General features: G+C 63.0%; 17 protein-coding genes and 2 pseudogenes. 17 read left to right on the top strand and 2 right to left on the bottom strand.

The window, feature by feature from the left end; translation table 11 throughout:
* The first annotated feature begins 2 nt into the window (after positions 1-2).
* The 4 genes and pseudogenes from ACOCG7_RS13870 to ACOCG7_RS13855 all read left to right on the top strand — a co-directional run bounded on the left by ACOCG7_RS13870 (position 3) and on the right by ACOCG7_RS13855 (position 4,144).
* Positions 3-1,513: pseudogene (locus ACOCG7_RS13870) on the top strand (aldehyde dehydrogenase family protein).
* A 131-nt stretch (positions 1,514-1,644) separates the two neighbouring features.
* Positions 1,645-2,991, top strand: coding sequence for a DUF3100 domain-containing protein (locus ACOCG7_RS13865; protein WP_421375974.1), 1,347 nt, complete (start codon positions 1,645-1,647; stop codon positions 2,989-2,991).
* A gap of 230 nt (positions 2,992-3,221) precedes the next feature.
* On the top strand, positions 3,222-3,677 hold the full coding sequence (gene parS / locus ACOCG7_RS13860; RefSeq protein WP_421375972.1) for a type II toxin-antitoxin system Xre/ParS family antitoxin: 456 nt from the start codon (positions 3,222-3,224) through the stop codon (positions 3,675-3,677).
* The gene (locus ACOCG7_RS13855) at positions 3,674-4,144 is read left to right on the top strand and encodes an RES family NAD+ phosphorylase (protein ID WP_421377636.1); all 471 of its coding nucleotides are present in this window, start codon (positions 3,674-3,676) and stop codon (positions 4,142-4,144) included. The genes parS and ACOCG7_RS13855 overlap by 4 nt, the downstream gene beginning before the upstream one ends.
* A gap of 97 nt (positions 4,145-4,241) precedes the next feature.
* On the opposite strand, the gene ACOCG7_RS13850 is transcribed toward ACOCG7_RS13855, so the two are convergent.
* Positions 4,242-5,129 (bottom strand): LysR substrate-binding domain-containing protein, encoded by an 888-nt coding sequence (locus ACOCG7_RS13850; RefSeq protein WP_421375970.1) that lies wholly within the window; start codon positions 5,127-5,129, stop codon positions 4,242-4,244.
* A 201-nt stretch (positions 5,130-5,330) separates the two neighbouring features.
* Here ACOCG7_RS13850 and ACOCG7_RS13845 point away from each other — a divergent pair, with 201 nt between their 5' ends.
* The 6 genes from ACOCG7_RS13845 to ACOCG7_RS13820 all read left to right on the top strand — a co-directional run bounded on the left by ACOCG7_RS13845 (position 5,331) and on the right by ACOCG7_RS13820 (position 11,278).
* Positions 5,331-6,251 (top strand): amino acid ABC transporter permease, encoded by a 921-nt coding sequence (locus tag ACOCG7_RS13845; protein WP_421375968.1) that lies wholly within the window; start codon positions 5,331-5,333, stop codon positions 6,249-6,251.
* A 32-nt stretch (positions 6,252-6,283) separates the two neighbouring features.
* Positions 6,284-7,048 carry an amino acid ABC transporter ATP-binding protein gene (locus tag ACOCG7_RS13840; RefSeq protein ID WP_421375952.1) on the top strand — a complete coding sequence of 255 codons (765 nt, stop codon included), beginning with the start codon at positions 6,284-6,286 and terminating at the stop codon, positions 7,046-7,048.
* A gap of 121 nt (positions 7,049-7,169) precedes the next feature.
* A complete protein-coding gene (locus ACOCG7_RS13835) occupies positions 7,170-8,060 on the top strand; it encodes a polysaccharide deacetylase family protein (protein ID WP_421375966.1) in 891 nt (296 codons plus the stop codon).
* Positions 8,057-8,965 carry a polysaccharide deacetylase family protein gene (locus ACOCG7_RS13830; protein ID WP_421375964.1) on the top strand — a complete coding sequence of 303 codons (909 nt, stop codon included), beginning with the start codon at positions 8,057-8,059 and terminating at the stop codon, positions 8,963-8,965. The genes ACOCG7_RS13835 and ACOCG7_RS13830 overlap by 4 nt, the downstream gene beginning before the upstream one ends.
* The gene (locus ACOCG7_RS13825; protein ID WP_421375962.1) at positions 8,962-10,356 is read left to right on the top strand and encodes an MmgE/PrpD family protein; all 1,395 of its coding nucleotides are present in this window, start codon (positions 8,962-8,964) and stop codon (positions 10,354-10,356) included. The genes ACOCG7_RS13830 and ACOCG7_RS13825 overlap by 4 nt, the downstream gene beginning before the upstream one ends.
* A 70-nt stretch (positions 10,357-10,426) precedes the next feature.
* A complete protein-coding gene (locus ACOCG7_RS13820; RefSeq protein ID WP_421375960.1) occupies positions 10,427-11,278 on the top strand; it encodes an ABC transporter substrate-binding protein in 852 nt (283 codons plus the stop codon).
* A 9-nt stretch (positions 11,279-11,287) separates the two neighbouring features.
* Here the strand turns inward: ACOCG7_RS13820 and ACOCG7_RS13815 are convergent, their stop codons facing one another.
* Complete coding sequence (locus tag ACOCG7_RS13815) at positions 11,288-12,166, bottom strand: LysR substrate-binding domain-containing protein (RefSeq protein WP_421375958.1); 879 nt, start codon at positions 12,164-12,166, stop codon at positions 11,288-11,290.
* Between the two features lie 124 nt (positions 12,167-12,290).
* On the opposite strand from ACOCG7_RS13815, the gene argH reads away from it, so the two are divergent.
* The 7 genes and pseudogenes from argH to ACOCG7_RS13780 all read left to right on the top strand — a co-directional run.
* Positions 12,291-13,724, top strand: coding sequence for an argininosuccinate lyase (argH, locus tag ACOCG7_RS13810; RefSeq protein ID WP_421375956.1), 1,434 nt, complete (start codon positions 12,291-12,293; stop codon positions 13,722-13,724).
* Positions 13,718-14,626, top strand: coding sequence for an amino acid ABC transporter permease (locus ACOCG7_RS13805; RefSeq protein ID WP_421375954.1), 909 nt, complete (start codon positions 13,718-13,720; stop codon positions 14,624-14,626). The genes argH and ACOCG7_RS13805 overlap by 7 nt, the downstream gene beginning before the upstream one ends.
* A 32-nt stretch (positions 14,627-14,658) precedes the next feature.
* On the top strand, positions 14,659-15,423 hold the full coding sequence (locus ACOCG7_RS13800) for an amino acid ABC transporter ATP-binding protein (protein ID WP_421375952.1): 765 nt from the start codon (positions 14,659-14,661) through the stop codon (positions 15,421-15,423).
* Positions 15,424-15,485: 62 nt separating this feature from the next.
* Positions 15,486-16,328, top strand: a complete 843-nt coding sequence (locus ACOCG7_RS13795) for an ABC transporter substrate-binding protein (protein WP_421375950.1) — start codon at positions 15,486-15,488, stop codon at positions 16,326-16,328.
* A 210-nt stretch (positions 16,329-16,538) separates the two neighbouring features.
* Positions 16,539-16,733 carry a hypothetical protein gene (locus ACOCG7_RS13790; RefSeq protein ID WP_421375948.1) on the top strand — a complete coding sequence of 65 codons (195 nt, stop codon included), beginning with the start codon at positions 16,539-16,541 and terminating at the stop codon, positions 16,731-16,733.
* Positions 16,730-17,671, top strand: coding sequence for a class II aldolase/adducin family protein (locus ACOCG7_RS13785; protein ID WP_421375946.1), 942 nt, complete (start codon positions 16,730-16,732; stop codon positions 17,669-17,671). Before ACOCG7_RS13790 ends, ACOCG7_RS13785 begins: the two co-directional genes overlap by 4 nt.
* Positions 17,672-17,710: 39 nt before the next feature.
* Positions 17,711-17,950 (top strand): annotated as a pseudogene (locus tag ACOCG7_RS13780) (IS6 family transposase); the annotation flags it as partial.
* Between the last annotated feature and the right edge of the window lie 71 nt (positions 17,951-18,021).

Below are 18,021 nucleotides of genomic sequence, written 5' to 3'. Positions count from 1 at the left end.
TCATGGAACACAGCATCGCAGACAATCTTCTCAAGGCATTTCAGCACTTCTTCCCGGCTGCGCAAACCATTGGTTCCTACGTGAACGGCGAACTGGTCGAAGGACAGCGCGAGACTATTCAGTTATACGACGCGGCGACCGGCGAAAAGAGTATCGCCTACCGTGATGGCGGAGCGGAAGTCGTCGCGCTCGCGGCGTCGGCGGCGCAGACCGCGCAAACGCGATGGTGGTCGCTGACGCACGCCGCGCGCGGCCGCACGATGTTCGAGGTGGCGCGTGAACTTCGTCAGCATGCTGAGCCGCTCGCGCGCCTCGAGTCACTGGGCTCGGGCAAGCCGATCCGCGATTGCCGCGGCGAAGTGGCGAAGGTTGCCGAAATGTTCGAGTACTACGGCGGCTGGGCGGACAAGTTTTACGGGGAAGTGATTCCGGTGCCGACCTCGCATCTTAACTACACACGCCGCGAGCCGGCGGGCACAGTGCTGCAGATCACGCCGTGGAATGCGCCGGTGTTCACCTGCGGCTGGCAACTTGCTCCGGCCATTTCGATGGGCAACGCGGTGCTGCTCAAGCCGTCGGAACTCACGCCGTTCAGCTCGCTCGTGATCGGCATGCTCGCAGAGGCTGCCGGCGTGCCGAAAGGGCTGATCAATGTGCTCGCAGGCTATGGGCACACCATCGCGCAGGCTGCGATTGCACACAAGGTCATCAGAAAGGTGGTCTTCGTCGGTTCGCCGGCGACCGGTGCGCGGATCGCCGAAGCCGCGGCGAAGCGCGTGCTGCCTTGCGTGCTGGAACTGGGCGGCAAGTCGGCCAACATCATATTCGAGGATGCGGAACTCAAGCGCGCGGCGCTCACCGCGCAGGCCGCGATCTTCGCGGGCGCGGGTCAGAGTTGCGTGGCGGGCTCGCGTCTTCTGGTGCAGCGTTCGATTTACGAGCAGTTCGTCTCAATGCTGGCGACGGGTGCGAAGAAGCTCAAGGTCGGCGCGCCCACCGACGACGCAACGGAAGTCGGCCCGATCTGCAATCGCACCCAGTACGAGCACGTGATGAAGATGATCGCGAGCGGAGTGGAAGCGGGCGCGACGCTCGTGGCCGGATCGGCGGAAAAGTCGGACGGCGGTTATTTCGTTGCGCCGACCGTGCTCGCGAATGTGAACAACCAGATGGATGTGGCGCGCACCGAGATTTTCGGCCCGTGGTGGTCGCGATTCCGTTCGATACAGAGGAAGAAGCGATCGCGATTGCCAACGACACGGAGTTCGGTCTGGCCGGCGCGGTATGGACCAACGACGTCGCACGCGCGCATCGCGTGGCCGCACAGATCGATGCAGGCACGTTCTGGGTGAATGGCTACAAGACGATCAACGTGGCCTCGCCGTTCGGCGGCTACGGCATGAGCGGTTATGGCCGTTCGAGCGGCGTCGAGGCGCTGTACGAGTACACGCAGACCAAGAGTGTGTGGGTCGAAACGGCAAAAGCGCCGTCGACCGCATTTGGTTATCTGTAAGCGAAGGTTCGCCTGCGACGAATGGCGTCGCGGGCGGTTTGCGCGTAGTAGCAATTGAATGGTTCGACCAGGACGAAGGCAAGCGTTGATAACCTTGATACGGGGCCACTCTGCCTCGGGGGGAGAGCAGCATGGAACAAACGATAACGACGGCCGACGCATCGAGCGACGGTTTCACTGGCGCAAAACTGCTGATTTATGCGGCGGCGATCCTGTTGATCGCCCAATTCATCGGCGCGTTCACGTTCAGCGTAGGACCTGGGAAGGTCGTACTGTTGCCGATGATCTGGGCCTTGTTGATGGGTGGTGCGCTGGGGCTAGTGTCTGAACGCTGGCGTAGCGGCATGCGGCTGGATGTGAAAACGCAGTTTCTCGCCGCCGCCGTGCTGCAACCGGCGTTGCTGCTGTTCGTATCGAAGCTCGGTCTGATGGTGGGCAGCGCATTGCCGAAGCTCGCCGCAGCGGGCTGGGCGCTTGCCTTCCAGGAACTCGGTCACTTCGTTGGCACGATTCTGCTGGGCTTGCCGCTTGCGCTGCTGCTCGGCATCAAGCGCGAAGCCATCGGTGCGACGTTCTCGGTGGGCCGGGAACCGAGTCTCGCGATCATCGGCGAAAAGTACGGGATGAACTCGGCGGAAGGCCGCGGCGTGCTGGCCGAATATCTGACCGGCACGGTGTTCGGGGCCGTGTTTATTGCCATCTTCGCGGGCTTCGTCGCCAGCTTGAACATCTTCCATCCGCTTGCGTTGGCGATGGGCGCGGGCGTCGGCTCAGGCAGTATGATGGCGGCCGCGTCGGGCGCGATCGCGGCGGCGCAACAGTCGCCCGAAGTCGCGAAGGATGTGCTGACATTTGCCGCGGCGAGCAACCTGATCACGACGACCATCGGCACGTACTTCACGCTGTTCATCTCGTTGCCGCTCGCGGTGTTCGGCTATCGCCTGCTCGAACCGCTCATCGGCCGTACGACGAAGGCGTCGGGCGCATCCGAAGCTGTCGATGCAGCACGTCCGAAGCTCAGCGACATCCAGACCGAAGCGCCTTCGCTGAGTTATTCAGGCAAGATCGCGGCATGGATGCTGACAGCTGTGTTCGCGCTCGTATGCGACTGGATTACACACGGCACTACGCCGCTGCAAGGTCTGGCGGGCATGTGCTTCATGGTGCTCGCCACGTTGATCGGCGATGCCTTGGCGACTGCCACGCGGCGCAAGATTCCGGCGGTGTGCTGGGTGTCGATCGTCGCGATGTTCATGACTTCGCCGTTGTGCCCGTGGGCGTCGCAAATCGCCGCGATGAGCGCGAAGAACGATTTCCTGGGTGTCGTCACGCCGATGCTGACCTTCGCAGGCCTGTCGATCGCAAAGGACATCCCAGCGTTCCGCCGGCTCGGCTGGCGCATCGTGCTGGTGTCGTTCATCGCGAATGCCGGCACGTTCATCGGCGCGGCACTGGTCGCGCAGCTCTTCCACATCTGAGCTTTCGTCGCTTCTGCGTGCAACCGGTGTCTCACCGGTTGCATTCCGTTTCATTCCTCCCAATTCGACATGACACTGATTGTGGACCTGGAGGCGCTTGCGCCCGGTCTAAAGGCGCTTCGGTGCGAACCGTCCAGCCGAGCCAGATAGGCGATTTCCCGTTCGTGACGACATACCCATGATTCGGCAAAATGCCTATAATGTAAGGGCATATTGCCCGAGGAGGCTCCATGGCAATCGTTTCCTTTAAACCGACTGGCGCGGCCGATCCGCGACGGGCCGAACTCAACATGCTGGAGCAACTGCTCGACGCCCGGATTCACTCCGGTGCAGATCTCGCGGAGATAGCGAGATCCCGTGTGAACGTTACGGTGCTCGACCGGCTGTCCGAGCGCGGCCTGAAGGTCGACGAGCTTTCCTTCATCATCCCGCGACGCACGCTGACACATCGGCGCCAGCATCACGAGCGACTTTCAATCGACGAGTCTGACAAGGCGATCCGGCTCGCGAAGATTCTCGCCCAAGCCACGTCGACCTTCGGTGACCCGGACAAAGCAATGACCTGGCTCAGGAGTGGTCAGACGCGTTTTGGTGGAAAGACGGCACTCGATATGGCTAGTACCGAGCATGGCGCACGTCTCGTAGAGGAAGCCCTTGTCCAGATAGACGAAGGTTACTTCGCCTGATGATCCTCTGGAGAATAAGCAATTATGCTGATCTGAGAGGTATCGGTGGGCTCCGCGCGCCGGGGCGATGGCATTTCGCGGGACGGCCCATCGTCTACCTGGCCGAACACCCGGCGCTGGCGCTCCTTGAGATTCTTGTCCACATGGAGATCGCCAGCGTCGGCCAGTTGCCTGACGGCTATCAGTTGTTGCGCGTTGATGTCAGCGACGACGTTCCAGTCGCTGAGATTGCGGACGCCGATGTCCCGGACGACTGGCGGCAAGATCCCGACTGGTCACGCGGCGCGGGCACGGAGTGGCTGCAGACAGAAACGAGCGCCGTGTTGAAGGTACCGAGCGCGGTCGTTCCGTTCGCTCACAACTTCCTTTTCAACCCAGCCCATCCCGCTGCTGACGCGGTGCGCATTCTCGACGCACTCCATGTAAAGCACGACGACCGAATCCTTAAATTGCTGACTCGGGCCTGAGTGGGTCGCGTGGAACCGGTCCATCCGGCATTCCGGCTCAGACAGGATTTCAGCGCTCGAGTTATCAGGTCTATTTCCGGCTCGGCTTGCCCGGCTCTTACGCTGCAACGCTGGCGAGTAGCCACTTCAGAAGCGGCTTCAACTTTTCACGATATTCATTGCGCGGCGGATGCACGAGGTAGTATCCGGCGCCGGTCTCTACCACTCGCTCAAACGGCGTCACCAGCGAGCCGTTCGCCAGATTCTCCTCAACCAGGTTCAGATCGCCTAGCGCCACGCCCAACCCGCGAGTAGCGGCGCTGAACGCGAGATCTAACGTGTCGAAGACCTGCTCCCGAAACGTATGCGCCGCCAGATCACCCTCCTGCTGTAGCCAGAGAATCCAGCCACGTCGGCCGAAGCTCGAGTGCAGCAGCGTGTGCTGCTTCAAATCGTCGGGTTCGATGAGCGGCGGCGCGCCGCTCGCGATCTGCGGTGCGCAGACCGGCGTCAATTTCTCCCGCATCAGACAGGTCGCTTCCAGGCCTTCCCAATTCCCGGTACCAAACAGGATTGCAGCGTCGAGTGTTCCTTCGCCAAAGTTCGTCGGCAGGAACCATGCTGTGTCGATGTTTAGCTGCGTGCCGGGCGCCTGGGCGTAGAAGTCGGTCAGGCGCGGCAGCAGCCAGCGGGCGGCGAGCGTAGGTGTGACGCGCAGGGTGATGGTCTGACCGCCGGTGTTCGCGATGTGCAAGGAGCGGCGAGCGGTCGCCAGCAATTCTTCGACGATCGGCACCAGTCGCTGGCACTCCGCCGTCGGCACCACCATGCGTGTATGCCGGACGAACATTGCACAGCCGAAATACTCCTCCATCTGCTGGATATGTCGGCTCACTGCGCTCTGGCTGAGAAACAGTTGCTGCGACGCAGCCGTGAAATTCCCGCAGCGGGCAACTACCAGCAAGGTTTGCAGCACGTTGAAGGGAGGATAGCGCTCGATTTTCATTTATGCACATCATGCATGGTAACCATGAGATTTTACCGTTTGCCGCCGGAAAATTGGCGTTCTTAAATTCACTCAACGGGTCCCGACTGCGCTGCGCGAGCGCCTCGCCGGAGGCCGCGAGCTGACTGGCGAAAAGCGCTGGAGCGTGCGCCCAGTCTGGATCGCAGCCGTTTTTGTGAGTGAGTTCAAGGGAGCTCTTGCATGGCCCAACCTACCGTTCTGCCGGCTACATCACCGGGCGAGCCCGGATCGCCGAACCATGCATTGGCTGCAAACGCGCCGGAAGAGCTGGGCAGCATTTCGCACCTGGAGCACGTGAAGCGACGTTACTGGGGGCGCTACGTGGCCTCGGCGGCGATCCTCGCGCTGGTCGCGTATGTGGTGCTGGCGTTCGCGCATGGGCAGATCGAATGGCGCTACGTGGGGCGCTTCCTGACGGCGCGCCCGATTCTCACGGGACTGGTGAACACGATCGTGATGACGGTGCTGGCGATGGCGCTGGGCATCGTGCTCGGCGTCATCACGGCGATCATGCGGCTGTCGTCGAACCCGGTGCTGCAGGCGGTGGCGCAGGGCTACGTGTGGCTGTTTCGTGGCACGCCGGTGATCCTGCAACTGCTGCTGTGGTTCAACCTGGCGCTGGTGTTCCCGTCGATGGGCATTCCGGGGCTGTTCGAATTGCGCACGGTGGACGTGATGACCCCGTTTCTCGCGGCGCTGCTGGGTCTGGGGATCAACCAGGGAGCGTACACATCGGAGGTGGTGCGTGCAGGGCTGCTGTCGGTGGATACCGGCCAGTATGAAGCGGCCAAGTCGATCGGCATGCCGCGGCTGCAGGCGCTGCGCCGGGTGATCCTGCCGCAGGCGATGCGGGTGATCGTGCCGCCGATCGGCAACGAGCTGGTGGGGATGGTGAAGCTGACGTCGCTGGCGAGCGTGATCCAGTACGCGGAGATGCTGCACAACGCGGAGAACATCTACTACGCGAATGCGCGGGTGATCGAGCTGCTGATGGTGGCGGGGATCTGGTATCTGGTGGTGGTGACGGTGCTGTCGTTCGCGCAGTCGCGGGTGGAGCGGCACTATGCACGCGGGGCGGGCCGCGCATCGGGGCGCAAATGAACACGCCAGCGACCGCAGGACAAGGAGCCGGGATGAATTCAGTCGTGCGCGCGGTGGACGTGCGCAAGTCGTATGGGGATTTCAGGGCGCTGCAGGGCATCACGCTGGATGTCACGCAAGGCGAGGTGCTGTGCGTGATCGGTCCGTCGGGCTCGGGCAAGAGCACGTTCCTGCGCTGCATCAACCAGCTGGAGCGGATCAACGACGGGGCGCTGTGGGTGAATGGCGAACTGGTGGGCTACCGCAGGGTGGGCCACCGGCTGTACGAGCTGTCGGAGCGGCAGGTGGCGCGCCAGCGGCTGGCGACGAGCATGGTGTTCCAGCGCTTTAATCTGTTTCCGCACAAGACGGCGCTGGAGAACGTGATCGAGGGGCCGGTGCAGGTGCTCAAACGCAGGCGCAAGGACGCGGAAGAAGAGGCGCGCGCGTTGCTGGCGCGGGTGGGGCTGGGCCACAGGTGCGATGCGTTTCCGGTGGAGCTTTCTGGAGGCCAGCAGCAGCGGGTGGCGATCGCGCGGGCGCTGGCGATGCATCCGCAGCTGATGCTGTTCGACGAGCCGACCTCGGCGCTGGACCCGGAACTGGTGGGGGAGGTGCTGGCGGTGATGCGGGATCTGGCGAAGAGCGGCATGACGATGATCGTGGTGACGCACGAACTGGGCTTTGCCCGCGAAGTGGCCAACCGGGTGGTCTTCATGGATCAGGGGCAGGTGGTCGAGACGGGTACGCCCGGGCAGGTGCTGTCGCAACCGCGGCAGGCCCGCACAAGAAATTTCATTTCCGCAGTGCTCTCATAGCCCGAATGGCCTCGGTCACACACGGCCGAGGCACCGCTTAACTTTCATTTGAAGCGAGTTTCAATGAACGCATCTTTTCGTTTGCGTGGAGTTGTCACGCCTGTTCTGACGGCGGTGATCGATGCCGGCAATTAGTCAACCTCCGGCGAAAGCGCTCGCTCCACGCTGGCCTGAGGGCTACCGTTCGTGCGTGGCGCTCGCCTTCGATCTCGACGGTCCCACTGGCGACGCCATGCTGAACGGTTCGATCTGGCACAACCCGTCGTACTTCACGCTGGGCAGTTATGGCCCGTGGCGCGCGTTGGGCCGTCTGCTCGATTTGCTGCGCGAGCGCGGTGTGCCGGCCACGTTCTTCGCCCCGGCCTGGGTGGTCGAAAACTGGCCGAAGCAGTGTGCGGCGATCATCGAAGGCGGCCACGAGATCGCGTATCACGGCTATCGGCACGAAGCGTTCTGGACGCTCGACGGTGACGGTCAGCGCGCAGTGATGGAGCGTTCCGCCGACGTCTTCGCCCGATACCTGGACATCCGCCCGGTCGGATTCCGCACTCCGTCGGGCGATTGGGGGCCCGACACGATTCGCGTGCTGATGGAAGCAGGCGTTCGCTATTCGAGTTCGATGCGTGGCGATGACCGTCCCTACCTGCTGCACGCAGAGGGAATTGCCGAGCCGATGGTCGAGATTCCCGGGCGCTGGGAGCTCGACGACTACGCGTCGTTGGCGTATCACCGCAACCCCGATTTTCCGGCAAGCCTCGATCGTATTGCGAGCTACGACACGACGCTCGATAACTGGCGTCGCGAATTCGACGGCTCGCATCGCGACGGTCTCTGCCTGACCACGCTGTTTCATCCGAAGGTGTCGGGCAAGCCGGGTCGTATCGCGTTGCTCGAACAATTGATCGATCACATGCACACGCAGGGCAACGTGTGGTTCGCGGCGTGCCGCGACGTGGCGCAATGGTGGCTCGATAGCCACGCTTCGGGGCAATCGCTGGAGCTGACCGCATGAATGCAATCCGCTGGCCCAGCAACGCGCAATGCGCGGTGGCCATCACGGTCGACTTCAATGACGAGCACGGCATTCTGACGCAGGAGCCCCGCATCGCCGGTCGCGAGAAATCGCTTTCCGTATGGCGCTACGGCGCGAAACGCGGCGTGGATCGCGTGCTCGATGCCTTCGACGAGTTCGACGTGCGTTCGAGCTGGTTCCTGCCTGGCCGCGTCGCACAAACGCACACTGAATTGCTGAAGCGTATCGATGCGCAGCAACACGAGATCGGTACGAGCGGTTTTCGCTGCGAGAACTTCGATACGCTGACGCTCGATGCGCAGAAGGACGCCTTTCATGCCGGACAACACGCGCTCGTGGATACGCTTGGGCGTCGCGCCAAGGGGTTTCGCTCGTTCTACGGTAACTGGGCCCCAGGCTTCGCGGACTTTTTGCGCGATGAAGGCGTGACGTGGTCGTCGTCATGGCGTGGCGACGATCTACCGTATTTTCATCTGCCGGATGCGCATGCGAACGCGAAGGTGAATGTGCCGCCGCTGGTCGAATTGCCCCTGCACTACGAACTCGAAGACGAACCCTACTTCGTCTACAACCTGTCGCCTGCCGTGCCGGTCGGACAGCCGCGCATTCCGTCGTATCGCGAAGTACTGGCGAACTGGAAACACGACTTTGCGGCGTTCCGGCGCTTCGGATTGTGTTTTGTATTGAGGCTGCATCCGGAGCTGATCGGCACGGCGGGACGTATCGACGTGCTGCGCGGTCTGCTCGCGGAAATGCGCGCGCATGACGACGTGTGGTTCGCGACGGGCGCAGAAGTCGCGCAATGGTGGCGTGAAAATATCGACGGCAATGAGCCGGGGCATCCAGTCGAGATCTACGCCCGGCATAGGGAGACCGCCCGATGAGCGCGCGCGATCTGTCGTTGTCGGAACAACTGGCGGTTTTCGTCGCAGGCTTCGCCGACGATTCACTTCCCGCCGCCGTCGTCCATCGGACCAAGCGGCATATCCTCGACACGCTCGGCGCGGCATTGGCCGGCGCGGCGGCTGTGGAATCGCGCAGCGCCCGCGCGGTCATGTCTGCGGATGGCCAAGGTGTCGGTCAGGTGTGGGGCACGCGGCAATCGCTCGGTGCGCGCAACGCGGCATTCGTCAACGGTGTCGCCGCGCACGCGTTGGAGCTGGACGACTCGGGCGGCTGCGACCATTCCGGCGCCGTGGTGCTGCCGGCCGCTTTCGCCGCGCTGGCGTGCTCGCCGCGACCGGTATCGGGACGTGAGCTGATTACCTCGGTGGTGCTCGGTTACGACGTGGGCCGGCGTGTGCTCGAAGCGTGCGGCGGATACTCGTCGCACAACGCACGCGGCTGGCATTCGACGATGACCTGCGGCGTGTTCGGTGCGACCGCGGCCAGCGCGCGGCTTCTCGGGCTCGACGCGGCACAGACGGGCGCCGCGTTGGGCCATGCGGGCAGCCTGAGCGGCGGCCTGTGGGGGTTCATCCACGATGCGTCGCAAACCAAACGCATGCATACGGGCCGCGCGGCAGAAGGCGGACTGCTGGCGGCGTTGCTGGCGCGCGAGAACGTCAGCGGTCCCACCCAGGTTTTCGCCGACGTGTGGGGCGGCTTCTTCAATGCGTTCGCGCCTGACACGCGCGAACCGCAAGCGCTGCTGCACGAACTGGGGGAGACGTGGAAGATCATGCGCTGCTCGATCAAGCCGCATGCATCGTGCCGCAGTGCCCATGCCGCCGTGGATGCAATGCTCGATCTCATTCGCGACAAGCCGTGCGAACCAGACCAGCTGCGCGGCGTGCACGTCAGGTTGAGTGCTTTCGTTGAACGCATGTGCGGCGGCCGCGATCTGCGCAATCTGGCTTCCTCGCAGATGAGTCTGCCGTATGCCGTTGCGTCGGTACTGGTGTACGGGCATGCCGGCATCGAGGCCTATCTCGAGACTGCGCGGCTCGATCCCCGTATGGCAACAGCGATGGAACGCATCACGCTCGAAGTCGACCCGGCTATGTCCGATCTGGACGAACCCGTCGTCACACTCACGATGCGCGGTGACGCACCGCGTTCGCGTCAGGTGCTCACGCCGCTCGGTGATCCGCGCAATCCGTTGTCCGATGCGGACCTGCTGTCGAAGTACCGCTCACTCACCGCGATCGCGCTCGACGATACATCGGCGAACGCGCTTGCGGACGCGGTACTCGAGCTGGACAAACTCGCCGACGCGCGCACGCTTCTACCCTGGCTCTCCGGTGACGCCGATGCGAGGTCCACGTTGCGTTAGGCGATCGGCAGTGGCTCAAATGCAATGGTTTCGATTACAACAAACTCAATCCTCTAAAGGTATGTCTTTCATGTACAAGCTGAACCCGGCGCGCGGCGTGGCCCGTTTGATGGCGATCTGTCTGTCGACTTTGTTCTGCGGCGCGGTCGCCCATGCGCAAACTTTGCCCGACGCGATCGCCCGGTCCAAAGTCATCAAGGTCGCGGTCAACTCGATCTATCCGCCGATGGAATACAAAGACCCCGAAAGCGGCGAGCTGGTCGGCTTCGATGTCGATCTCGGCAACGCGATTGCAAAGGAACTCGGCGTGAAGCTCGACTGGCAGGAGTCGGCGTTTGAACAGTTGCTGCCGTCGCTGGCAACCGGACGAGTGGACATGGTGTTGAGCGGCCTGAGCGATGTGCCGGGCCGCCGCGATGCGGCGGACTTTCTCGACTACCTGAATTCCGGCGCGCAGTTCTATATCCTGTCCGCGCGCGGCAACGAGATCAAACAGCCGGTGGATCTGTGCGGAAAACCGGTCGGCACGAGCCGCAGCACTTCGTTCCCGGCCGACACAGCCGCATGGAGTGGGAAGAACTGCGCCGGCAAGGCGCCCATTAACGTGGTGGGTACGGAAGATACGTCGTCCGCCCGCATGCAACTGAAGCAGGGGCGCATCGTGGCGGGTGTGCAGGGCAGTGAAACGCTGCCGTACGCGATGAAACTCGAAGCGAATACCTACAAGCCGATCGGCGAGCCGTTCGCGACCTCGCCGGAGGGGATCGCCTTTTCGAAGGCCAACACGAAGTTGCGCGATGCGGTGCGGGCGGCGCTGGACAAGCTGATCGCCAACGGCACCTATGCCGCGATCGTTGCGAAATGGGGGTTGCAATCGAGCGCGGTCCATCAGGTCACGATGAACGGCTCGAAGGACCATTGAAGCGCCGGCTCACCCCACCTTGTCGTTCAGCCACATCGCGAACGCCGACACCAGCGGGCTGTCGGATAACTCGCGCGGGGTGACCAGGTAGTAGGCGTGCCGCGACGGCACGGTAATGCTGAACGGCCGGATCAGCGTTCCGTCCACCAGGTCGTCGCGTACGGAGAAGCTGTCGCCGAGCGCCACGCCCTGGCCGTGCACGGCTGCTTCGATGCCGATGTGCGCATTGCCGATCTCCAGAATCCGGATACCTTCCAGCTTGTCGGCCGACGCGTGAGCGAGCCATCGCATCCACGATCCCGAGTGTTCACAGAATAGCGCTCTACCCGCGAGGTCTTCGATCTTGCGGATCGCGTTCGGGCCGTTCATCAATGCGGGGCTGGCCACTGGAAACAGCGAGGGGTGCGTGATCAGCGTGACGTGACGATCGCGCCAGCGGCCCTCGCCGTAGCGCACGCACACGTCGACGTCGGGTGAATAGACCTCGCGATCGTCGTTGGACGGGATGACCTTCAGGTTGATTCCGGGGTGATGATCGAGAAATTCGCCGATATGCCGCGCGAGCCAGCGCGATGTGAACAGCAGCGGCGTGGACACCACGAGGTCGCCCGCCATTTCCGGCGAGCCTAGCTTCACCACCGCATTGGCGATCATGTCGAATGCGCCCTTGACCGGTTGCAATAGCGCCTCGCCTTCGCGTGTCAGCTTCACACGCGCCTTTGATCGGACGAACAGGGCGACGCCGAGCGTCGCTTCGAGAATGCGGATCTGGTGGCTGACCGCGCTCGCGGTCACATGCAATTCCTGTGCGGCCCCTGCCACGCTCGAGCGTCGGGCGGCGGCCTCGAACGCCCGTAGCGGATTAAGCGGCGGCAGACGGTTTCTCATAAAGCGTGACGAGATGCTGAGAAAAATTTCATTTGAACCGAATTTAATTCTCGCTACAAGAAGAAAAACTGGATACGTACAGTGGAGTGAATTCGACTCAACTCAACTGAAAGGACGTGCAGGCATGAACATTACCGAACCGATCGAGCGTTTGTGGGGCGGCCGTTTCAAGTCTGGCCCGTCGGTCGCGCTGAGGGCGCTGTCGCGCTCGGACGCGAGCTTCTTTCGCCTCGCACCGTACGATCTGGCGGGTTCGCGCGCGCATGCCCGGGAATTGCGCCGTGCGCAGATCCTGACCGAGGGAGAATTGCAGCAGTTGCTGGCCGAGATGAACCGGCTGCAAGCGCAGTATCTGGCTGGCGAAGTCGGACCGTCCGAGGATGACGAGGACGTGCACACGTTCCTCGAGCGCGAACTCACACAGCGTTTGGGCGCGACTGGCGGCAAGTTGCGCGCCGGCCGTTCGCGCAACGACCAGGCGGCCAACGACCTGCGCCTGTTCCTGCGCGACAAGGCGCGTACGCTGACCCGTGCGGTGATCGATCTGCAAAACGCATTGATCGAACAGGCGCGCGTGCATACGCGCAGTGTGACCGCGGGCTTTACCCACCTGCAGCCGGCCCAGCCGGTCGTGTTCGCACATCACCTGCTGGCTCATGCGCAGTCGATCTATCGTGACGTCGACCGCCTGCTCGATTGGGACCGGCGCAGCGCGCGTTCGCCGCTCGGCGCGGCGGCGCTGGCGGGTTCGGCGATCTGCCTCAGCCCGGAGCTGTCCGCTACCGAACTAGGCTATGACGCACCGTGCGAGAACTCGATCGACGCGGTCGCCTCGCGCGATCACGTCGCGGAGTTCGTATTCGTCGCGAGCATGCTGTCGGTGAACCTGTCGCGGCTCTCGGAAGAAGTGATTCTGTGGACAACGCGCCAGTTCGGCTGGGTGGTGCTGGACGACGGCTACGCGACCGGCAGTTCCATCATGCCGCAGAAGAAGAACTCGGACATCGCGGAACTCACACGCGGTAAGGCGGGCCGGCTGATCGGCAACCTGAGCGGTCTGCTCGCGACGCTGAAGTCGCTGCCGCTTGCCTACAATCGCGATCTCGCGGAAGACAAGATCGCCGCGTTCGATAGTATCGACACACTCGAACTGGTGCTGCCGGCGATGGCGGGCATGATCCGCACGATGCACGTGAACGTCGACGAAATGCGCCGTCAGGCGCCGCTCGGTTTTACTCTGGCGACGGAAGTGGCGGACTGGCTGGCGCTGCGCGGTGTGCCGTTCAGCGAGGCGCACGAGATCACTGGAGCGCTGGTGCGTGCTTGTGAAGAGCAGGGCATCGAGCTGGGCGAGGTGTCGGTGGCGACACTGGCGCAGGTGGATGCGCGGCTGGAAGCGTCGGTGCTGGATCATGTGACGCTCGAGGCGGCGGTGGCCGCGCGCAGCGGTTATGGCGGCACGGCGCCCGCGCGGGTCGAGGAGCAGATCGCACGGTTGCGTGAGGCGCTCGCCAGGCAGGCCGCGTGGGCGGCCGACTACAAGGGACCATCATGGTAAGTGTATCCAACGAACAGGCGGCGCTGTCCGCTCCGGCCCAGCAGCAGGCGGCGGAGATGGCTGCCGACTTCGGCAGCATTTCGCACCTGGAGCACGTGAAGCGACGTTACTGGGGGCGCTACGTGGCCTCGGCGGCGATCCTCGCGCTGGTCGCGTATGTGGTGCTGGCGTTCGCGCATGGGCAGATCGAATGGCGCTACGTGGGGCGCTTCCTGACGGCGCGCCCGATTCTCACGGGACTGGTGAACACGATCGTGATGACGGTGCTGGCGATGGCGCTGGGCATCGTGCTCGGCGTCATCACGGCGATCATGCGGCTGTCGTCGAACCCGGTGCTGCAGGCGGTGGCGCAGGGCTACGTGTGGCTGTTTCGTGGCACGCCGGTGATCCTGCAACTGCTGCTGTGGTTCAACCTGGCGCTGGTGTTCCCGTCGATGGGCATTCCGGGGCTGTTCGAATTGCGCACGGTGGACGTGATGACCCCGTTTCTCGCGGCGCTGCTGGGTCTGGGGATCAACCAGGGAGCGTACACATCGGAGGTGGTGCGTGCAGGGCTGCTGTCGGTGGATACCGGCCAGTATGAAGCGGCCAAGTCGATCGGCATGCCGCGGCTGCAGGCGCTGCGCCGGGTGATCCTGCCGCAGGCGATGCGGGTGATCGTGCCGCCGATCGGCAACGAGCTGGTGGGGATGGTGAAGCTGACGTCGCTGGCGAGCGTGATCCAGTACGCGGAGATGCTGCACAACGCGGAGAACATCTACTACGCGAATGCGCGGGTGATCGAGCTGCTGATGGTGGCGGGGATCTGGTATCTGGTGGTGGTGACGGTGCTGTCGTTCGCGCAGTCGCGGGTGGAGCGGCACTATGCACGCGGGGCGGGCCGCGCATCGGGGCGCAAATGAACACGCCAGCGACCGCAGGACAAGGAGCCGGGATGAATTCAGTCGTGCGCGCGGTGGACGTGCGCAAGTCGTATGGGGATTTCAGGGCGCTGCAGGGCATCACGCTGGATGTCACGCAAGGCGAGGTGCTGTGCGTGATCGGTCCGTCGGGCTCGGGCAAGAGCACGTTCCTGCGCTGCATCAACCAGCTGGAGCGGATCAACGACGGGGCGCTGTGGGTGAATGGCGAACTGGTGGGCTACCGCAGGGTGGGCCACCGGCTGTACGAGCTGTCGGAGCGGCAGGTGGCGCGCCAGCGGCTGGCGACGAGCATGGTGTTCCAGCGCTTTAATCTGTTTCCGCACAAGACGGCGCTGGAGAACGTGATCGAGGGGCCGGTGCAGGTGCTCAAACGCAGGCGCAAGGACGCGGAAGAAGAGGCGCGCGCGTTGCTGGCGCGGGTGGGGCTGGGCCACAGGTGCGATGCGTTTCCGGTGGAGCTTTCTGGAGGCCAGCAGCAGCGGGTGGCGATCGCGCGGGCGCTGGCGATGCATCCGCAGCTGATGCTGTTCGACGAGCCGACCTCGGCGCTGGACCCGGAACTGGTGGGGGAGGTGCTGGCGGTGATGCGGGATCTGGCGAAGAGCGGCATGACGATGATCGTGGTGACGCACGAACTGGGCTTTGCCCGCGAAGTGGCCAACCGGGTGGTCTTCATGGATCAGGGGCAGGTGGTCGAGACGGGTACGCCCGGGCAGGTGCTGTCGCAACCGCGGCAGGCCCGCACAAGAAATTTCATTTCCGCAGTGTTGTCGTGATCCTATCGGCGGGTCCCCGGCGGGGACCTGCCTCCACTTTCATTTTTTGAAGCGAGTTGTCCATGAACGCACACCGTCGTTTGCGTGAGCTAGTCACGCTGGTAGTTGGCATCGTTGCTCTGCACACCCCGCTGTCCCATGCACAAAGTGCTGCAACGTCGATTGGCAAAAGCACGCTCGTGGCCGCGATCGTGCCGAACTATCCGCCGTTCGAGTACAAGGATCCGACCACCGACAAGCTGATGGGATTCGACGTCGACCTCGGCGAAGCCCTCGCCGCGAAACTCGGCGTCAAGCTGGAATGGCAGGAAACCAGTTTCGACCAGATGATGAGCGCGCTGACCACGCATCGCGTCGACGTGATCCTGTCGGGCATGACCGATCTGCCCGCACGCCGCGAATCGGTGAACTTCCTCGATTACATCACTACCGGCCCGCAGTTCTACACGGTGAAAGCCCGCGCCGGCGAATTCGCTTCGATGGACGCGCTGTGTGGCAAGGCGGTCGGCGCGAGTCGGCGTACGTCGTTTCCGAACGACATTGCTAATTGGAGTGGCGAGCATTGCGTGAAGGCAGGCAAGCCGCCGGTCAAAGTCGTGGGTACGGACGGTTCCTCGGATGCGCGCATGCAATTGCGGCAGAACCGGATCGATGCGGCGGTGCAGGGCGGCGAAACCTTGCCCTACCAGAACTCGGTGGAGCAGAACGCGTATGCGCCGATTGGCCAGCCGTTCCTGTCTCAGTACACCGCGATCGGCATGTCGAAAGACAATACGGCGCTGAACACTGCGCTGACTACCGCGTTCAATCAGCTGGTCGCAGACGGAACGTACCAGAAGATTCTCGCGAAATGGGGTTTGCAGCAACACGCAGTGCCGAAGGCGCTCGTCAACGCCGGGAAGTAAAAGGCAGTCATGCAGTAACGCTATGGCGGACCAATATTGGCCTATTCCATACATGAACTGGCGATTGATATTGTCGTTATGCGGCGGCGCGAATTCTGTGGAATTTTTCTGGTTGGCATTCACGCAGCGGTAACCGGCTCCATTGCCGCCTGTAGCGTAGCATCCGGTTGAAGAAGGTGGGACGGTCGATTTCAAGTGGAGAATTCCCCGATGAACCGCATTCCCTTGCGGCCGGCGAACGCTGCGCCGCTCGCACCGGTCTATCCGTGGCCCGACGGCAGGCACGGCCGCAGCCAGAGCGCCCTGTTCCTGGCTGTCGACGTCGATGCAGGGGCCGCGTGGACCGCGAAGGACCCTGAGCATTACAAGCGCCCCGTCACCCACCATGTCGTACGGCGGTTATGAAGCGCGTGTTGGCGCCGAAGATGCTGGAGCTCTATCGTCATCTGCTGGCCGACGGCACCGACGGCGTCATCGAACTGCCCGCTACCATGAGAGGACGACGATTCAGATGCGAAGCTGCAGAAGAAGTGGGGCCTGTCGCCGACCAGCGCAATCACGAAGGCCACGATCAACGCCATGGAGGCACCGAAGTGACGACAGGTACAACGGAATGGGCAGTTCGCTGCGAACTGGCCGCACTGTACCGGCTGATGGCGCATCTGAAGATGACCGATCTGATCGATACGCACATCACTGCACGGGTTCCCGGCGAGCAGGATCACTTTCTGATCAACCGGTACGGTGTGTTGTTCAATGAAATGAAAGCCTCGGACCTGGTGAAGATCGATGCGCAGGGCTGCGTTGTTGAGCGCGATCCGGATCCGGTCAGACATCGGGTGAACGTCGCGGGCTTCGTCATTCATTCGGCCGTGCATTCTGCACGCGAGGACATGCACTGGGTGATCCACGTGCATACGGCCGCGAGCAGCGCGGTGTCGGCGCAGGAAGACGGGCTGCTGCCGATCAGCCAGCACGCGCTACGTTTCTATGAGCGGCTTGCTTACCACGACTATGAGGGCATCGCGATCGATACTGAAGAGCGTGAGCGCCTGATCCGCGATCTCGGCAAGCATCAGGCGATGATTTTGCGCAATCACGGGATTCTGGTGGGCGCGCCGAGTGCCGCGGAGGCGTTCAGCCTGGTCTATTTCCTCGAGCAGGCGTGCAGGATCCAGGTTGGCGCAATGTCGGGCAATGCGCGCTTGCGCATGCCGAGTCCGGCCGTGCGCGAGAAAACCGCGCGGCAGTTCGAGTCTCCTGGCGAGCGCGAGGTAATCGAACTCGGATGGCAAGCGGCGTTGCGCCTGATCGGCGATCAGGCCGCCGAATACAGGAGCTGAATCGGTTTCTGGCGCGCTTGCGCTTCGATGATGACCTGCTTAAACAACCGCGCCGAGAACAGTCACCAGCCAACCCGTAGGCGCGAACGCCAGATGTGTGGCTTTCGCGATGCGCGTCGCACGCAGGCTTTTCTTTCATGCTTCGGCCCGATCCGTCAGCACTTCGCGTTGCACAGACATCGGATGAACGCCGCATGTCATCGCGTCATACTAATAGAACGTCTCGCCGCGTGGCATGGTTGGACTGTCTCAGCCGCAATCGAGACAGCTATCGGATAAGGATTGCTACGCGTGCGCCGCACATTTGGCCTACAGCCGCCAACTTGACAACGCCCTTTCAGTCGTGTCGT

It is taken from the genome of Paraburkholderia sp. DD10 (assembly GCF_049177125.1).
Taxonomy (GTDB): Bacteria; Pseudomonadota; Gammaproteobacteria; order Burkholderiales; family Burkholderiaceae; genus Paraburkholderia; species Paraburkholderia terricola.
The sequence above is the reverse complement of the archived record's forward strand: the minus strand, read 5'-3'. Positions and strand labels throughout refer to the sequence as shown.